Annotated in this window: 15 protein-coding genes and 4 pseudogenes; 8 read left to right on the top strand and 11 right to left on the bottom strand. The window is 71.7% G+C overall.

Going from position 1 to position 14,789, the window contains the following annotated elements; all coding sequences use genetic code 11:
* Positions 1-5 precede the first annotated feature (5 nt).
* Positions 6-1,355, top strand: coding sequence for an MFS transporter (locus tag ACFYOP_RS21960; protein ID WP_356893352.1), 1,350 nt, complete (start codon positions 6-8; stop codon positions 1,353-1,355).
* A complete protein-coding gene (locus ACFYOP_RS21955; protein WP_356893354.1) occupies positions 1,352-2,140 on the top strand; it encodes an SGNH/GDSL hydrolase family protein in 789 nt (262 codons plus the stop codon). Before ACFYOP_RS21960 ends, ACFYOP_RS21955 begins: the two co-directional genes overlap by 4 nt.
* A 226-nt stretch (positions 2,141-2,366) precedes the next feature.
* On the opposite strand, the pseudogene ACFYOP_RS21950 reads toward ACFYOP_RS21955, so the two are convergent.
* The 3 genes and pseudogenes from ACFYOP_RS21950 to ACFYOP_RS21940 form a co-directional block, all read right to left on the bottom strand.
* Positions 2,367-2,513 (bottom strand): annotated as a pseudogene (locus ACFYOP_RS21950) (AhpC/TSA family protein); the annotation flags it as partial.
* A gap of 452 nt (positions 2,514-2,965) precedes the next feature.
* Positions 2,966-3,364: a DUF4440 domain-containing protein gene (locus ACFYOP_RS21945; RefSeq protein WP_356893356.1), complete on the bottom strand. Its 399-nt coding sequence runs from the start codon at positions 3,362-3,364 to the stop codon at positions 2,966-2,968.
* Positions 3,365-3,410: 46 nt separating this feature from the next.
* A complete protein-coding gene (locus ACFYOP_RS21940) occupies positions 3,411-3,962 on the bottom strand; it encodes a YciI family protein (RefSeq protein WP_356893358.1) in 552 nt (183 codons plus the stop codon).
* 109 nt (positions 3,963-4,071) lie between these two features.
* On the opposite strand from ACFYOP_RS21940, the gene ACFYOP_RS21935 reads away from it, so the two are divergent.
* Positions 4,072-4,218 (top strand): hypothetical protein, encoded by a 147-nt coding sequence (locus ACFYOP_RS21935; protein ID WP_356893360.1) that lies wholly within the window; start codon positions 4,072-4,074, stop codon positions 4,216-4,218.
* A 217-nt stretch (positions 4,219-4,435) separates the two neighbouring features.
* Here the strand turns inward: ACFYOP_RS21935 and ACFYOP_RS21930 are convergent, their stop codons facing one another.
* From ACFYOP_RS21930 to ACFYOP_RS21920, 3 genes and pseudogenes are all read right to left on the bottom strand, one after another.
* Positions 4,436-4,891 carry a TerB family tellurite resistance protein gene (locus ACFYOP_RS21930; protein ID WP_356899506.1) on the bottom strand — a complete coding sequence of 152 codons (456 nt, stop codon included), beginning with the start codon at positions 4,889-4,891 and terminating at the stop codon, positions 4,436-4,438.
* Between the two features lie 85 nt (positions 4,892-4,976).
* Positions 4,977-5,325, bottom strand: a pseudogene (locus ACFYOP_RS21925) (sporulation protein); the annotation flags it as partial.
* A gap of 171 nt (positions 5,326-5,496) precedes the next feature.
* The gene (locus tag ACFYOP_RS21920) at positions 5,497-6,471 is read right to left on the bottom strand and encodes a GNAT family N-acetyltransferase (protein WP_356899507.1); all 975 of its coding nucleotides are present in this window, start codon (positions 6,469-6,471) and stop codon (positions 5,497-5,499) included.
* Positions 6,472-7,259: 788 nt separating this feature from the next.
* Here ACFYOP_RS21920 and ACFYOP_RS21915 point away from each other — a divergent pair.
* From ACFYOP_RS21915 to ACFYOP_RS21905, 3 genes are read left to right on the top strand one after another with little or no spacing between them, the layout of a single operon-like run.
* Entirely contained in the window at positions 7,260-7,748 is a 489-nt protein-coding gene (locus ACFYOP_RS21915) for an SRPBCC family protein (protein WP_356899508.1), read from the top strand.
* Positions 7,741-9,366, top strand: a complete 1,626-nt coding sequence (locus tag ACFYOP_RS21910; RefSeq protein WP_356899509.1) for an NAD(P)/FAD-dependent oxidoreductase — start codon at positions 7,741-7,743, stop codon at positions 9,364-9,366. Before ACFYOP_RS21915 ends, ACFYOP_RS21910 begins: the two co-directional genes overlap by 8 nt.
* 33 nt (positions 9,367-9,399) lie before the next feature.
* The gene (locus ACFYOP_RS21905) at positions 9,400-10,284 is read left to right on the top strand and encodes an SDR family oxidoreductase (protein ID WP_356899510.1); all 885 of its coding nucleotides are present in this window, start codon (positions 9,400-9,402) and stop codon (positions 10,282-10,284) included.
* A gap of 199 nt (positions 10,285-10,483) precedes the next feature.
* On the opposite strand, the pseudogene ACFYOP_RS21900 reads toward ACFYOP_RS21905, so the two are convergent.
* Positions 10,484-10,749: pseudogene (locus ACFYOP_RS21900) on the bottom strand (spore photoproduct lyase family protein); the annotation flags it as partial.
* Here ACFYOP_RS21900 and ACFYOP_RS21895 point away from each other — a divergent pair.
* Positions 10,703-11,559 (top strand): annotated as a pseudogene (locus ACFYOP_RS21895) (transposase); the annotation flags it as partial. The pseudogenes ACFYOP_RS21900 and ACFYOP_RS21895 overlap by 47 nt on opposite strands.
* A gap of 14 nt (positions 11,560-11,573) precedes the next feature.
* Here the strand turns inward: ACFYOP_RS21895 and ACFYOP_RS21890 are convergent.
* The 4 genes from ACFYOP_RS21890 to ACFYOP_RS21875 form a co-directional block, all read right to left on the bottom strand.
* On the bottom strand, positions 11,574-11,795 hold the full coding sequence (locus ACFYOP_RS21890) for a hypothetical protein (protein ID WP_356899511.1): 222 nt from the start codon (positions 11,793-11,795) through the stop codon (positions 11,574-11,576).
* Between the two features lie 115 nt (positions 11,796-11,910).
* The gene (locus ACFYOP_RS21885; protein WP_356899512.1) at positions 11,911-12,576 is read right to left on the bottom strand and encodes a PAS domain-containing protein; all 666 of its coding nucleotides are present in this window, start codon (positions 12,574-12,576) and stop codon (positions 11,911-11,913) included.
* A gap of 25 nt (positions 12,577-12,601) precedes the next feature.
* Positions 12,602-13,759 (bottom strand): pyridoxal-phosphate dependent enzyme, encoded by a 1,158-nt coding sequence (locus tag ACFYOP_RS21880; RefSeq protein WP_356899513.1) that lies wholly within the window; start codon positions 13,757-13,759, stop codon positions 12,602-12,604.
* 87 nt (positions 13,760-13,846) lie between these two features.
* On the bottom strand, positions 13,847-14,143 hold the full coding sequence (locus ACFYOP_RS21875) for a hypothetical protein (RefSeq protein ID WP_356899514.1): 297 nt from the start codon (positions 14,141-14,143) through the stop codon (positions 13,847-13,849).
* On the opposite strand from ACFYOP_RS21875, the gene ACFYOP_RS21870 reads away from it, so the two are divergent.
* Positions 14,121-14,465, top strand: a complete 345-nt coding sequence (locus ACFYOP_RS21870; RefSeq protein ID WP_356899515.1) for a nuclear transport factor 2 family protein — start codon at positions 14,121-14,123, stop codon at positions 14,463-14,465. The genes ACFYOP_RS21875 and ACFYOP_RS21870 overlap by 23 nt on opposite strands.
* Positions 14,466-14,789 lie beyond the last annotated feature (324 nt).

Below are 14,789 nucleotides of genomic sequence, written 5' to 3'. Positions count from 1 at the left end.
CCACCGTGACCAACCTTGCGGTGCCGCCGATCGCCGCCGACTTCGACGTCTCGCTGACCACCGTCTCGTGGGTCGCCACCGCCTATGTGATCCCCTTCGCCGCCCTGCTCGCCCCGGCCGGGCCGCTCGCCGACGCGGTCGGCCGGGCCCGTCTGTTCCTGATCGGCATCGCCGTCTTCACGGCGTCCTCGCTGCTGATCGCCGTGGCCCCGACCCTGCCCGTACTGCTCGCCGCCCGCGCCCTCCAGGGCCTGGCGGCGGCGCTGCTGGTACCCGCCTCGCTGGGGCTGGTCCTCGCCGAGATCCCCGCCGAACGCAGACGCGCCGCCATCGGCATGTGGAGCGCGGCGGGGGCCCTGGCCGCCGCCGCGGGACCCGCCCTCGGCGGCGCCATGGTCGAAGTGCTCGACTGGCGGGCGCTGTTCTGCCTCAACCTGCCGGTGGGCCTGTGGGTGCTGATCGCGGGACGCAGGCTCGTGACCGGCGAGCCCCGCACCGGCCGGGCGCCCGACCTCGTGGGCGGCCTGCTGCTCGCCCTCTGCGTCGGCTCGGCGGTGTACGGCCTGACACAGGGCCCCGGCCACGGCTGGTCCTCGGTGCACGTGCTGTCCGCCGCCGGCGTCACCGTGCTCGCGGGCGTGGCAACCGCGATGCGGGCGCTCCGGCATCCACGGCCGGCGCTGCGGCTCGACCTCTTCCGCAGCCGGCCCTTCGCCGTCGCGACCGGCGTCTCCTTCGCGTACGGCACGGCGCTGTTCACCACGATGCTGCTCGGCGTGCTCTTCATGACCGACGCCTGGAACTACTCCACCCTGCAGGCCGGCCTCGCGATGAGCCCGGCGGCGCTCGTCACCGCCGTGGTCGGCATCGGCATCGGACGGCTCCCCCTCACCCTCACCCCGCGCACCATGGTGGCGGCCGGCTCGGCCCTCATCACCGCCTCAACGGCCGCCCTGGCCCTGCTGATCGACACCGAGCCGCACTTCTGGACGCTCTGGCTCCCGGCCGGAGCGGTGATGGGCCTCGGTGTCGGCATGGCCACCGTCGGCATCTCCAGCGCCGCGGCCTTCTCCGCCGCGCCCCAGCACTTCGCCGCCGCGACAGGCATGGTCATGGCCGCCCGACAGGTCGGCGGCGGACTCGGCATCGCCGCCACAGCCGTGATCGTCGCGGAGGTCTCGGGCACCGGCGCGGAACCGTATGCCGCCGTGTACTGGTTCGCCACCGCCGTCAGCACGGCCGCCGTCCTCGGCGGTCTCGCCCTGCGCATCGCCGCGCCGTCCCTGCCGCAACCCGCGACCCCGGCCGGCCGGGCCCCGACCGCCACCCGCACCCTCGAAGGAGACCAGCGATGACCACCCACCCGGACCCGACCCCTGCCCCGGACCCGACTCCTGCCCGGGGCATGCCGGCCGACTCCGTCGGCCCCCTCGGCTCCCTCGGCTCCCTCGACGCCTTCGACCTCACGGCCGAGTCGTCCGACCCGTACTGCGTGGCCCCGGACGCCGCCGCCGAGCTGCTGCGCGGTCTGACGTGGAACCGGCTGGCCGTGCTGGGCGACAGCGTCACCGCGGGCGTGATGGACCCGCTTCCGGGCTACCTCGACCGGTCCTTCGCCGACCGTTTCACCGACGCCCTCGCGGCAACCCGACCCGGCTTCGCCGCGGTCAACCTGGCCACGCCCCGCCTTCTCCTCAACGAGATCCGCGACCAGCAGCTCGGCCCGGCCCTGGAGTTCGGGCCGGACGTGGTGGCCGTGAGCGCGGGCGGCAACGACGCCTTCCGCGGCTTCGACCCGGAAACGCTACGGGCCGACCTGGCCTCGCTCCTCACACCCCTCGCCGAGAGCGGCGCCGTCGTCGTCACCATCGGCCTGTTCGACGTCGCCCGTTCCGGCCTCGTCCCACCGGAACACGCCGACGCCCTGGCCCGCCGTTTCGACGAACTCGACCGGATCACCGCCGACCTGGCCCACTCGCTGGGCGGCATCCACATCGACACCCACCACCATCCCCTCGCCGCGGCTCCGGCCATCTACGCCGCCGACCGCGTCCACGCCAACGCCCGGGGCCACGCGGTGGCCTTCGCCGCCATCGTGAACACCTTGTCGGGCCAGGTCCAGAACCAGGCGACAGACTGAACCCCCTTTCCGCCGCCCGCTCGGCCGGGGATGCTCGCCGACACGAGGGATGTCGGGGGTGGGGGCACGATGTCCACCCACCCCCATGGCCGCGACTCTCCTCACGAACTCCGGCCGGCGCCGGGTTCCGCGCCGTGTGCCGAGCCGCTGAGGAAGCGGCACGCCACCCGTTCCTCGTCCGTCCCTGGCCGACCCCGACGGTACTGGCGCCGTTCCGGCCGCTGTTTCAGGCCGGTGCGTCGAGGGCGGCGAGGATGTCGGCCGGTTCGGCGCGGGTGGTGTAGTCGGTGTTGACGAAGGCCCAGCGGATCACGCGGTCGCGGTCGCGGCCGATGACGTAGGTCGCGGGCAGCGGGAGGGTGCGCGGGCGCCCGGTCGGGCCGAGAAGGCGAGCGCAGGCCGCGCGGGGGTACAAGACCGAGCAGGACGGCGCTGGTTCCAGCACAACCCGAACGGCGCGGACGCCATCGCCGCCGCGACGAAGGCCGCCGACACGGCCCGGTAGCGCACCACCCCGTACCTGCCGGCGGCGCGGTCGGCGCAGCTGCGCGGGCAGGCCGCCGCCGACCGACCGACCGACCGCGGTCGGGCCGTGGACGGACCGGCTGCCCGAGCTCGCCGCGCGGCCAATGGACGTCGACACGGCCGGGGCGGTGCGCGTGAGCACCGAGCTGATGGGCGTGGAACTCGCCCGCCAGGCCCTGATCGCGGCCCGGTAGCTCGATGGCCCTGATCTCATGTGACGCCGCTACCAGGACCGGGCGCTGTGCGGCTTCGCTGCCAACGGCAGCGGGCTGCATGAGCCGCGGCGGGCCGCCGCCGCGGTCACGGCTGGTCGTACCAGGCGAACGCCGTGATCCGCCAGCCCTCTGAGGTGCGGACGAACTGGATGGTCTTGGTCCCGCCTCCCTCGAACGGCTCACCGTCCAGGATCCCGGCCTTGCGGTACTCGCCGAACCGCGACGCGATTGCGCCCGAGATCTCCGTACGCTCGGAGGTCTCCCACTCGGAGAACTCGACCAGCCGGCCCTCGGACAGCAGCCGCTGGCGGGGCTCGATGAACTCGTCCACGGTATAGACCGTCAACTCCGGGCCGGGATAGACGATCACGCCCTCCGGGAGAACGAGCCGGCGGATCCGGGCCACGTCGGCAGCCTTGCCGCCCCGGTTGTCGAAGGCCGCGAAGAACTCGGCGGTCACAACGTCTATTTCGGTCTTGGACATGGCGCGACAGTAACAGCGGCGGTGATGCCGGCGTGAACGTCCTCGGTCATGACGGCCGCCCGCCGAACTGCCAGTTGTGCACCTCGATGTCGGCGTACCGGTCCAGGGTCAGGACTGCCCGCGCCTTGTCCGGGGCGGGTGCCCGGACAAGCGCCGCCGTGCCCAGCCAGTTGGCACCGTCGTCGGACAGCAGCGGCGCGTAGGCGATCAACTCGTCTCGGTCGTGCGGCACCGCGAGGTCAGCGGCCCGTCCCGTGCCGAGGCCGAGCACCAGGTACCGGTTGCCGCCGCTCCGGCCGCCGGGGAAGTCCCACATGGTGCGCCCCAGCGTGTTGCGCCACCGTCGCAGCAGCACGTCCCGGTATACGCCGGCCTGGTGGCCGGGCTCGTCGAAGGCGAACGCGCGGGCTGCGGAGGGATCGGGCAGGTCGACGCTGTGCAGGCTGCCGGTGGGTGTGCCGCCGCTGTCGTCGAGGGTCGGGCCCCTGGCGATCATCTCCTTCGCGTATCGGTCCATGTAGGACCAGTGCTCTTCCAGCAGCTCGTGGCGCAGCGGCAGGGAGCCGGGCCGGTCGCGGTGGTAACAGAGGAACTCCATGCGACTGCCAGGGTGGGCCGTGAACTGCTCCCCGGGGGCAACCCAGTGGCGACAGAACGCGTCTCCAAGATCGAAGCAAGCCACGGGACGGACACAAGGAGATCAGAACATGGAAGAGGCTGCGGGTTCTGCGGTCGCGCGAGTCCTGAAGGGGGTGGGCTGGTTCGCGTTCAACGTGGTCGGCACAGCGGGTGACATGCTCGCCACGCACCTCCCGTGGAACACGCGGAGCGAGCGCTCCTCCACAGACGAGTAGCAGCAGCGGGCGGCCAGCTGGATGGAGTGCCATCCCCGGGCCGAGGCCTGCAACTGCGCGCCCGTGCTGGTCGCGTGCGGATGCCGGTCCGGCTCACCAAGCGGGCCACTCACCGCCCACACCATGAGCACCAGGCAACTCGGGCCCATCGCGGCCGCGCTGCTGGCACTTGCCCCGCTGCGGCGTCGCCACGCAAGGCGTGGCGACGCCGTCGGTATCAGAGGTCGAACTCGTGCGGCGGCAGGTCGAGGGTGTAGCAGGCTTCGCGGACGACGGCCTGCTCGGTCTTGTCGAAGTCGCCGTCCGCGCCGCCGATGACGATGCCGATCTGGATGACGGCGCGCGCCTCGGCGGGCTTCTTCTTCGCCTTGGCGATCTCCTGCATGACGCTGACCTTGCCGAGGTCGAAGTCGGCGGTCAGCTTGTTCAGGTTGTCGTCGAAGCGGCGCTGGAGGTCGTCGGCGGGGAAGTTCTGCAGCACCTCGTTGGTGGCGATCAGCTCTGCCACGCGGCGCCGTTCGGACGGGTCGATGGTGCCGTCGGCGGCAGCGACGAGGGCGCACATGGCCATCGAGGCGTCGCGGAAGGCGCCGCTCTTCAGATCGTTCTTCTTCGCCACGAGCTGGGTCTGCATCGTCGATGCGGATTCCTTGAGCCGGTCCCACAGGGCCATGAGAACTCCGTATGTGTCAGGGGCGGTCCGGGCCGGACGGGACCGGTCCGGACTGCCGGTTCATTCTACAGTGATGTAGAAGTTATCAGGATGACGCCACCTCAGCCTTCGTCGCCCCACCCTCGTCGCTTTCGAAGAAGTCGCCCACCTCGTCGACGACTTCGGCCGCGACCATCCCGCCGACGAAACCGACCGCAAGACCGGCGGTGCCGACCGCGACGACGGAGGCGCGGTGTTCGACGAGCTGTCGCACCCAGCTCCCCACTTCGGCGTTCCAGCCGGTGTGCTCGACACCGTGGTGGCTGACCGTGAAGTGGGTCAGCGTGTCGTGGCCACCCGCGAAGAGGCCGCCGCGCTTTGTCGGCCCCCAGGACGACCTGCATGCCGCCGGCGGTCGCGAGGAAGGTCGCCTCGATCTCGTTGGCGGCGTGCGAGCTACTGACCTTCAAGGCGTGGTGTCGTAGGGGCTGATGCCTCGTGATCCATACGGTATGGCGACGTGGTCAGTAGGAACGGTGACGGGCGGTCAGCGGCGGGTCGTTCAGTGTGGAGCCCTGGTCGTCTCCTGCCGGCATCGGGTCCCGAAGCCGAGTATGGCGATGGACTCAGCGCCAGTCGTCGATCACGTAGGCGTCTGGGCGGCTGTACCCAGGTTCGTTGGGCTTGTGCATGGTCACCCCTTGCAGCCAGGTACGGAAACCGTGGTCGACCATGCGCCGGTAGGCATCCTGGCGGGCCAGGTTCATGCCGGCGTCCAGTTGCCCCAGTCCCTTGTCCATGGCAAGTTGCTCGCACGCGTTCAGCAGTCGTTCGAACCGGTCCGCGGCGTCCGGGCCGGGGCGTACGGCGCCGAATTTGACGAAGCACACGTCCTCACCGGCCTCCGACCCCGCTCCGCAGTGGCAGACAGCCAGACCGTCGAGGCCGGAGTCGGCGCCCTCGAGGAGGATGGTGTCACCGAGCCCCTGCGCCTGTGTGGCCATGATCTCGCTCTCCAGGCTCAGGCCCTCGTACACGGCCCCCGTCAGTGCGCGACTGAGGCTCAGTGCGTCGGGCCGTTCAGCGGCGGTCAGCTCGCCGTACAGCACTCGGCCGGGGACTGCGGCACTGACGGTGACCTGCTTCTTCATGATGGCTGTAAGGAATCGGGGCCAGAAACCGTACGAGCGGTAGAGCTCGAGATGTTTGGGACTGTGCGAGAAGGTGAACAGGCCGAGGTGGCGGTTCTCCCAGGTGTCGAAGCACGCCATGACCGGTTCCATGAGGCGCCTGCCGATGCCCTGGTCCCACAGATCCGGACGTATGGTCAGAGGGCCGAAGAACCCGACGCTGCCCCAGTTGGTGGCGAAGTTCGATCCGACGACCTCGCCCTCGACGGTCGCTGCGAAGGCCGCGTGTGGATCTGCCGCCCAACGGGTGCGGACATAGTCGGCGGTCCCGAAGAACGCCTCCGGCTCAGGGGCCCCGAGGAAGGTCCCGAAGGCGACCCTGAAGATCTCGTCGGCCCGATCCAGGTCCGGCTCGACCAGCGGGCGGACCGACACCGAGGCGGCGACACTCGTTCGCTCTCTTGCGGGCATGATCGCTCTCCTTTCCCCCCTCGGTTCCATCGCACCACGGACGTGCTCCGCGGGCGAAGCGACACGGACCGGCGGTACCTCAAGGATCGAGCGGCCGCGTTCCCCGACGACCGGACGGCCGTCTTCCTGCCGAACGACGATCCGCTGGGCCACGGTCCGCCAGGGGCTTCCGGGGAACCTGAGGAGCGCCGACTGTGCCTGCTCTACCGCCTGGCCCTGCCAGGGTCGTCACCGCCGTCGACAAGTTCCCCCAGCGAACTGTTGGAGCCCGCCATGGCTACCTGCCTCCCTCTTGCTTCCGCCGATTCCTGAGGGCAAGGAGCCGACGGGTCCGCATGCCCAAGGAATCCGTACGCGAACGAGTTGAAGCGCGTGGGCCGTGACCAAGGCCGCGCGATGCAGGCCCCACTGGAGCCCGACCGATACCGGTGAGAGGCCCTGCCCTCGCACTTGCCGCGCTCGCTGTCTACCTCGGCGGCGTGACCAGGTTCGCCACGAGCCGGCGCGGGTGCTGCTCCGCGATGACCTATGGCGGGCGAAGACCGAGAACGATCCGGCCTCCCCGTGTCCTGACCTTGGCCGTCCTCGTCGCGCCCTGGCCGGTGAGCGGCCCGTAGCTGACCTGGAGGAAGGTGGCCGCCCGGCGTCGGCGGGGCCAGGAGCGCTGCCCGGCGAGGGCTGAGACCGCGATCGCACGGCCATATCGGAAATTGTTCGCCCTCACCCCGGTTCGCCGACGGCGACAGGGGCACTTGGCGGTGAGCGAAGGACGAGTACAGGAGGTCGTCGTGGCGGTTCGGCATCGACTGATCAGAACATCCCCGCAGCGGGTGTGGTCCGTCCTCGCGGACGGCGAACGGTACGCGGACTGGGTGGTGGGCACGGCGGAGTCCCACCCGGTCGCCGGGCAGTGGCCCCAGGTCGGCGCGGAGATCGCCTACGAGGTCCGGCTCGGACCCGTCCGGCTCACCAACCAGACCGTCGTACGGCGCTGCGAGGAGGGCGCCGCCCTGGAACTGGAGGCCCGAGCGGGCGCGCTCGGTACCGCGCGGATCGCCATCGAGCTGCGCCCCTGGGGCGGGCACTGCCTGGTGATCGTGGACGAACACCCGCTGCGGGGGATGGGCGGAACCCTGCACAACGCGGGTGTGGAGGCGCTTCTCCAACTCCGCCACCGCTCGATGCTGGTCCGGCTGGCCGGGGTGTGCGAGAACGGGGCCGGGGACAGCGGGCCGGGCCCCGTACCGGTACGGGCGCACGGCGGCGCCGGTGCCTGACGCCGTGGTGATCGGGGCCGGTCCGAACGGCCTGGTGGCCGCCAATCTGCTGGTCGACGCCGGCTGGAGCGTGGCGGTCCTGGAGGAGCAGCCCGGACCCGGCGGGGCGGTGCGTCACGACCGGGAGGTCGACCCCGACTTCGTGAACGACCTCTTCAGCTCCTTCTACCCGCTGGCGGCCGCCTCCCCGGTGATGGCGTCCCTGCGCCTGGAGGACCACGGACTGCGATGGAGTCACGCACCCCACGTCCTGGCACATCCGCTGAGCGACGGCAGGTGCGCGGTCCTGGACCGGCGGATCGACGCCACCGCGGCCTCCCTCGACGCCTTCCACGACGGGGACGGCACGGCCTGGCGCCGGCTGCACGAGATCTGGGAACGGCTGCACCCCGACATCCTCGACGCCCTGTTCACCCCGTTCCCGCCGCTGAGAGCCGGCACCCGGCTCGCCGTGCGGCTGCGCGCGGCTGGCGGACTGCGGCTGGCCCGCACTCTGCTGCTGCCGGTGCGGCGCATGGGCGCCGAGGAATTCGGCGGCGAGGGCGGCCGGCTCCTCCTCGCCGGGAACGCGCTGCACGCCGACCTCGCCCCGGAGGCCGCCGGCAGCGGCGGCTTCGGCTGGCTGATGTCCATGCTCGGCCAGACGTACGGCTTCCCCGTACCGGTCGGCGGCGCGGGCGCCCTCACCGACGCACTGGTCCGCCGACTGCGCTCACGCGGCGGCACCCTGCGCTGCGGGCAGCGGGTGGACCGGGTCGTCGTCCGCGACGGACGCGCCGTGGGCGTCCGCACCGCCGACGGCGGGACGCTCGCCGCCCGCCGCGCCGTCCTCGCGGACGTGTCCGCCCCCGCCCTCTACGGCGAACTGATCGAGCCCGGGGATCTTCCGTCCCAGATCCAGGCCGACCTGAAGCGGTTCGAGTGGGACTTCGCCACCTTCAAGGTCGACTGGGCCCTCGACGGCCCCGTGCCCTGGCGGGCCGAGCAGGCCGCGCGGGCGGGCACCGTCCATCTCGCCGACGGCGTCGACGAGCTGACCCGCTTCGCCGCCCAGATCGCGATGCGGCAGATTCCCGACCGCCCGTTCTGCCTCTTCGGCCAGATGACGACGGCCGACCCGTCCCGTTCCCCGCACGGCACCGAGTCCGCCTGGGCCTACACCCATGTGCCGCACGAGGTCGCCTCCGACGCGGGGGACGAGGACCTCACCGGCGCCTGGGACGCAAAAGAACGGGAGGTCATGGCCGACCGGGTGGAACGCCAGGTCGAACGGTTCGCGCCCGGCTTCCGCACGCTGATCCGGGCCCGCCGCATCCTCGCCCCGCCCACCTTCCAGGCCCTTGACGGCAATCTCCGCGCGGGCGCCATCAACGGCGGCACCGCGGGCATCCACCAGCAGCTCTTCTTCCGTCCGCTGCCCGGCACCGGACGCCCCGAGACACCGCTGCGCGGCCTGTTCCTCGCCTCCGCGAGCGCCCACCCCGGGGGCGGCGTGCACGGCGCGCCGGGCGCCAACGCGGCCCGCGCTGCGCTGCGCCGGCAACGGTCGCCGGGGCTGGCGGGCCTTCAGCGCGCCCTCACCCACCGGGACCGAGCCGGACGCGCACAGCCCACCTGAGGGCGACGGACCGGCCGACGATCGGAGCGAACCATGGCGCACGCACACGGCCCCCTGGAGAACCGCACCGTCGTCGTCACGGGCGCCGCACGGGGGCTGGGCGCCGCCCAGGCCCGTGCCCTCGCCCGGCACGGCGCCCGCCTGGCCCTGCTCGGCCAGGAGCGGGCGGCCCTGGAGGCTGTCGCCGCCACGCTGGCCACCCCGGCCCTCGCCGTCGCGGCCGACGTCACCGACGAAGAAGCCCTGAAGGAGGCCGCCGAGACCGTCCGCACCCGGCTGGGACCGCCGTCGGCCGTCGTCGCCAACGCGGGCCTCGCCCAGGGCGGCCCCTTCGCGCGGGAGGACATGGCCTCCTGGCGCCGCGTCGTCGACGTGAACCTTACCGGCAGCGCCCTCACCGCCCACACCTTCCTGCCCGACCTGCGGGAGACGGCGGGCTACTACCTCCAGATCGCCTCGCTGGCCTCCCTCGGCGCCGCCCCGCTGATGAGCGCCTACTGCGCCGCCAAGGCCGGCGTGGAGGCCTTCGCGCACGCGCTGGGGGCGGAGGAGGCGCACCATGGCGTGGCGGTCGGCATCGCCTACATGAGCTGGACCGACACGGATCTGATCCGGGACGCCGACCGGCACGCCGTCCTGCGTGGACTGCGCGCCCGCATGCCGGCGCCCGCCCGGCGCGTCCACCCCGTCGACGTCGTCGCCGAACGCCTCGCCCGCGCCGTCGAACGCCGCAGCAGCACCGTCTACGTGCCCGCCTGGCTGCGCTTCGCGCAGCTCGCCCGGATCACGCTGCCACCCGTCGTGCTGCGCGTGTCGCGCCGCGAACTCCCGCGGCTGGAGGCGGCGGAGCCCCTCCGCCCCACGGGCCCTCTCGGGCCCGGAGGCCGGGCGGACCAGGATGCCCGGCCCTTGCCCTGACCCGCCCGGCCTCCTGGCCCGCCTTGCCTGACCCGCCCCGCCCCTGGCCGCCTTGCCTGACCCGCCTGACCCGCCTGACCCGCCTGACCCGCCTGGCCCTGGCCTGCCCCGATCCGCCCGGCCTCCTGGCCCGCCTGGCCCCGATCCGCCCGGCCCTGGCCTGCCCGGTCCGCCCCCGGCTCGGGCGGCCGGGAACGGCTCAGAAGGCGTAGCGGATGCGCAGCCACGGCGCGTGGACGCCGAACCTGTTCGCGCGGGGCGCTCAGTGCCTCGGCCTTGATCGCGTTGCGGTGGCGGACGTTCGGCGCGCCGTTCTCCGACTCGTTTCGTCTGCTGGAGATCCGGCTGCCACAGCGCCTTCTCGGCACGGGGATGCCAGCCCACGTTCACCTGATGCAGCTCCCGGTTGTGGGTGAGCATGACCACCTCGGCGGCCGCCCGGCGCTTCACCCGCTCGGGCATCACCGACGACGTGGCCGGCTGCAAGGTCCCGCTGGAGCTGCTCGCCGAGTACGGCGACACCGAGGAGAACCCGATCCCGGTAGCGATCGAGACCTCCCGCGTCCTGCTCGTCGTGGCCCCGCGGACCGGCACACGCAAGGTGTTCGCCATCAACCCCATGGCCGCCGCCCGCTACCGCGACCGGCACAGCGTCTCGCGCGAGAAGTCCGGCCCCGGCGACGCCCTGGTCCTCGCCAGCATCCTCCGCACCGAGATGCACGCCCACCGGCCCCTGCCCGACGACAGCGACCTCGGCCGCGCGATCACCGTCCTGGCCCGGGCCCAGCAGGACTTGCTGTGGAACAGGTACCAGCTCGCCGACCAGCTCCGATCCCTGCTGCGCGAGTACTGCCCCGCTGCCCTGGCCGCCTTCGTCGCCTGGACCAACGGCCTGGGTCGGCCCGAGGGTCGCGAGTTCCTCAAGACCGCCCCGACTCCGGCGCGGGCCGCACGGCTGACCCGCACCCGGACCAAGGCCGCGCTCAAGCGCGCCGGCGCCGGCGTGGCATCGAAGCCGATGCCGAACGCCTCCGCGAGGTCTTCCGGGGCGAGTGGGCCCGCCGGCCGCCGCTGGTCGAGGAGGCCGGCAAGCAGATGCTCGCCCTCCTGATCCAGCTGGACGCGGCCTGCACCGCTGCCGACCGGCTCGCCGAAGCGGTCGAAGAAGCCTTCCCCCGGCACCCGGACGCCGAGCTCTTGCTGAGCTTCCCCGGCCTCGGCATCCCGCTCGCCGCCCGAGTCCTGGCCGAGATCGGCGACGACCGCACCGGCTTCGCCGGCATGGACGGTCACGGAGAGCAGGTGCTCGCGATCCGTACCGGCTGCCGTGAGTAGTTGTCGAGGTTGGACCGGCGGGTCGCCTGCAGCTCGCGCAGGGCCATCCGCGCCTGGGTCGGGAACGGCGCGTCCGTCGCGGGCGTACGGTCCGCGTCGCGCGGGAGCCGGCCGGATATGCGGGCGACGCCTTTGTTGACCGCGACGTGCGAGTAGTGGACGAGCGGGGCGATCATGCGGTGCTGTCGGCCAGGCGGATGCTGCTGGAGCCGGTCGTCCGGTGCGTCGCAGGGTTGGTCATGGTGCTACTTCCTCGGTCACAACAGGTCGTTCTGCGGGTACTTGGGGTGGCTACTTCGTGTAGTTGTAGACGGTCGCGCGGGAGACGCCGAGCCGGTCGGCGATGAGCTGTGCGGAACTCCGGGTCTCGAAGAACCCCTCGCGATGCAACTGCCGGACCAATTCGCGCTTCTGGTCGCGGTTGAGGCCGCGCGGGGTGCTGGAGCGCTCGGCGGCGAAGGAGTCGATGGCCGACCGGAGTTCGCGTCCGGTGCGGTCGCGCAGCGTTTCCAGGGCCTCACCCCGGTGTTCGACGTCCGTGGCGACGAGGTTGGCCAGGGTCAGCGCCAGCGGGGACAGCGTGCTGACGTCCAGGTTCAGGCAGAGGGCCGCGACGTAACGCCCGTCGGCGTTCTTGATGCCGATCGAGGTGCTCTTGGCCGGGCGTCCGTCGGGGAACCGGTTGCTGTAGTTCTGGATGACGCTGGGGTAGTCGGGGTCCGCGATGCGGTGCAGCCCCAGCTCGGTGGCGGAGTCGCCGACCTGCCGCCCGGACAGGTTGTTCTCGATGGCGCGGATGGCGCTGTCGGGCCGGCGCAGGTCGTGCAGAACGACTTCGCACAGGCCCGGGAACATGCGCCCGATGGCGACGGCGATGCGCTCGGCTTCCCGTACGAGGTGCTCGTCCTCCTGTACGGGGTGTTCGTCGGTGAGATCGTCTTGGGAGGGGTGTGCCATCGCGCTCTCCTTTCCTGGTACGGGCTCAGGCGGCGGGCCCGGCGAACACCGAGGCCATCTTCTCGGTGGACTTCAGCCCCGCACCGGTGAGCACGACGACGGTCGTCTCGCCCGTCGCGATGTCGCCCGTCGCGATGAAGTGGTCGAGGGTCGCCGCGGCGACGCTGCTGGTCGGCTCGGCGTACAGGCCTCGCGCGCTCAGTGCGCGGACCGCGGCCTGGATCTCCGCCTCCGTGACGGCGTAGGCGGCGCCGTCGGAGCGGCGGATGGCTTCCACCGCCTCAGGCAGTCGGACCGGGTGGGCGATGGACGCGCCCTCGGCGATCGTCGGCACTCGCTCGCCGCGCTGGGCCGGGTCGGTGCCGTTGAACGTGTCGGCAATGGTCGCCCAGTGCTCGGGCTGCCCGACGAACAGACGCGGGCGCCTGTCGATCTGGCCGGCGTCGAGCAATTCGCCGAAGGCGATGTCGCACCCGATGATGTTGCTGCCCGCCCCGGCCACCAGGACGACGTTGTCGGGGGCAGTGAAGCCGAGGGACTCCCACATCTCGTAGGCGATGGTCTTGGTGCCCTGGATGAACATGGGGTGCCAGTTGTGGCTGGCGTAGGGAATCTGCTCCGACTGGCGGATCGCTTCGTCCGAGACTTCGTCGCGGGTGCCGCCCACGAGCTCGATTTCCGCTCCGTAGGCGCGAGCCTGGAGGACCTTGGCCTCCGAGGTGGCGGCTGGAACGATGATTTTGGCGCGGATGCCGGCAGCGGCGGCGTAGGCGGCCACTGCGGAACCGCCGTTGCCCGAACTGTCCTCGAGTACGCGGTCGGCGCCGTGGGCCGCGAGGTGGGACATCATCACCGATACGCCCCGGTCCTTGAAGCTGGAGGTCGGGTTGAACCACTCCAGCTTGAAGTGGACGCGCCGGCCGGCCCAGTCGACCGGGATCATCGGCGTACACCCTTCGCCCAGGCTCACCCGGCGGGCGGCAGGGACGGGCAGGGCCCCGTGGTAGCGCCACAGGGACCGTTCGGCGGTGTCGATCTGCCCGGGGCGCAGGCCCGGCAGTGCACTGACGGCGAGGGGGCTGCCGTCCTCGCCCCGCCAGCGGGGGTCGTCCAGGGAGTAGCGCTTTCCGGACCGGTCGTACAGGTACGGGGCGGTGACGGCTGAGTGCTGTTCGGCGTTCATGAACGGTTCCGGCTTCTCCTCGCTCGACGTGCCGTCGCTGGTCCCACGACCCGCAGGCACCCTGCCATTCCCATTTTAGATCAGCTTTCAAAATGTGAACAGAAAGTCTAACTGCTCGTCGACGCGCCGCACCGCGCCGACCGGCAGCTGACCGAAGCCGGCGAGGTCCGGCGCAGTGATCCAGGCCGGGATGGTGAACCACTCCGACTGCGCCGGCTGCTGGGCTTCCCGTGTGCCACCTCCTCGGGGTCGGCCATCCGCATCAGCTCGACTGGCGACGGCAATGCGCAGCTCGATGACTGGAAGCGGATCGCCGACGCCATCGTGGCCGGCGAACTCGCCGTGCCGATCGCCGACCTCGATGCCATTGCGGGCGGCGTTCACCGCCTACGACCTGGACGCGCTGGCCCGGCTTTTCGTCGAGGACGCGGTCAGCGACGTCGCCGGGATGGCCCACGGAATCGGACGCGACCAAATCGCCGCCGGCTTCCTGAACCACACCCTGCTCCTGGAGACCTCCGTTCGATGGCGCGCCGAAGTGAGGGACCTGGACGGCGACCCGCTGGTGCTGATGTGGGCCACCCCGATCGACGGCGACAGACCCGAGGCGGAGCTGTCATCGTGGCCTGCGCCCTCGCCCCCGACCTGCTGGCCGACATGGGAGCTCACCAGCCCCATGTCCTGCCCCCCGAAGGGGACATCCTGACGGACCGACTCAATGACGGCTTCCGCCACCGGCTCACCGGTTGCAACGTGTAGAGGCGGCAGCCACCTACCGGACGACAGCACCAGACTCTTGGCCTTTGCGGGGGCCGAAGTATTGCGGGTAACGCATCATGCTCGGCACCGGTCTGGGTGGCCAGACCGGTGCGTGGGCAGGCGGAGCCGGAGGGCCGTTACGTCTTCTTTCCCAGCAGCTTGCGGCGCTACGTGCATGAGCCCGGTCAGGACCGCGGTGGCCGCAAGGCCCGCGATCCCGGTACGGGGAGATCTGATAATTTCAACTGCTCTTCTCCAAGGTGTATTTCCG

Origin of the sequence: Streptomyces sp. NPDC006294 (genome assembly GCF_042870895.1) — a bacterium.
Taxonomy (GTDB): domain Bacteria; phylum Actinomycetota; class Actinomycetes; order Streptomycetales; family Streptomycetaceae; genus Streptomyces.
Note: the sequence above shows the minus strand (reverse complement) of the source record. Positions and strands in the feature narration are given on the sequence as shown.

What these genes read in the sequence shown, in the direction of transcription:
- ACFYOP_RS21955 (WP_356893354.1), top strand. Translation starts at nt 1,352, where the DNA reads ATGACCACCCACCCGGACCCGACCCCTGCCCCGGACCCGACTCCTGCC.
- ACFYOP_RS21945 (WP_356893356.1), bottom strand. Translation starts at nt 3,364, where the DNA reads ATGTCCAAGACCGAAATAGACGTTGTGACCGCCGAGTTCTTCGCGGCC.
- ACFYOP_RS21940 (WP_356893358.1), bottom strand. Translation starts at nt 3,962, where the DNA reads ATGGAGTTCCTCTGTTACCACCGCGACCGGCCCGGCTCCCTGCCGCTG.
- ACFYOP_RS21935 (WP_356893360.1), top strand. Translation starts at nt 4,072, where the DNA reads ATGGAAGAGGCTGCGGGTTCTGCGGTCGCGCGAGTCCTGAAGGGGGTG.
- ACFYOP_RS21930 (WP_356899506.1), bottom strand. Translation starts at nt 4,891, where the DNA reads ATGGCCCTGTGGGACCGGCTCAAGGAATCCGCATCGACGATGCAGACC.
- ACFYOP_RS21920 (WP_356899507.1), bottom strand. Translation starts at nt 6,471, where the DNA reads ATGCCCGCAAGAGAGCGAACGAGTGTCGCCGCCTCGGTGTCGGTCCGC.
- ACFYOP_RS21905 (WP_356899510.1), top strand. Translation starts at nt 9,400, where the DNA reads ATGGCGCACGCACACGGCCCCCTGGAGAACCGCACCGTCGTCGTCACG.
- ACFYOP_RS21890 (WP_356899511.1), bottom strand. Translation starts at nt 11,795, where the DNA reads ATGATCGCCCCGCTCGTCCACTACTCGCACGTCGCGGTCAACAAAGGC.
- ACFYOP_RS21885 (WP_356899512.1), bottom strand. Translation starts at nt 12,576, where the DNA reads ATGGCACACCCCTCCCAAGACGATCTCACCGACGAACACCCCGTACAG.
- ACFYOP_RS21880 (WP_356899513.1), bottom strand. Translation starts at nt 13,759, where the DNA reads ATGAACGCCGAACAGCACTCAGCCGTCACCGCCCCGTACCTGTACGAC.
- ACFYOP_RS21870 (WP_356899515.1), top strand. Translation starts at nt 14,121, where the DNA reads ATGCCATTGCGGGCGGCGTTCACCGCCTACGACCTGGACGCGCTGGCC.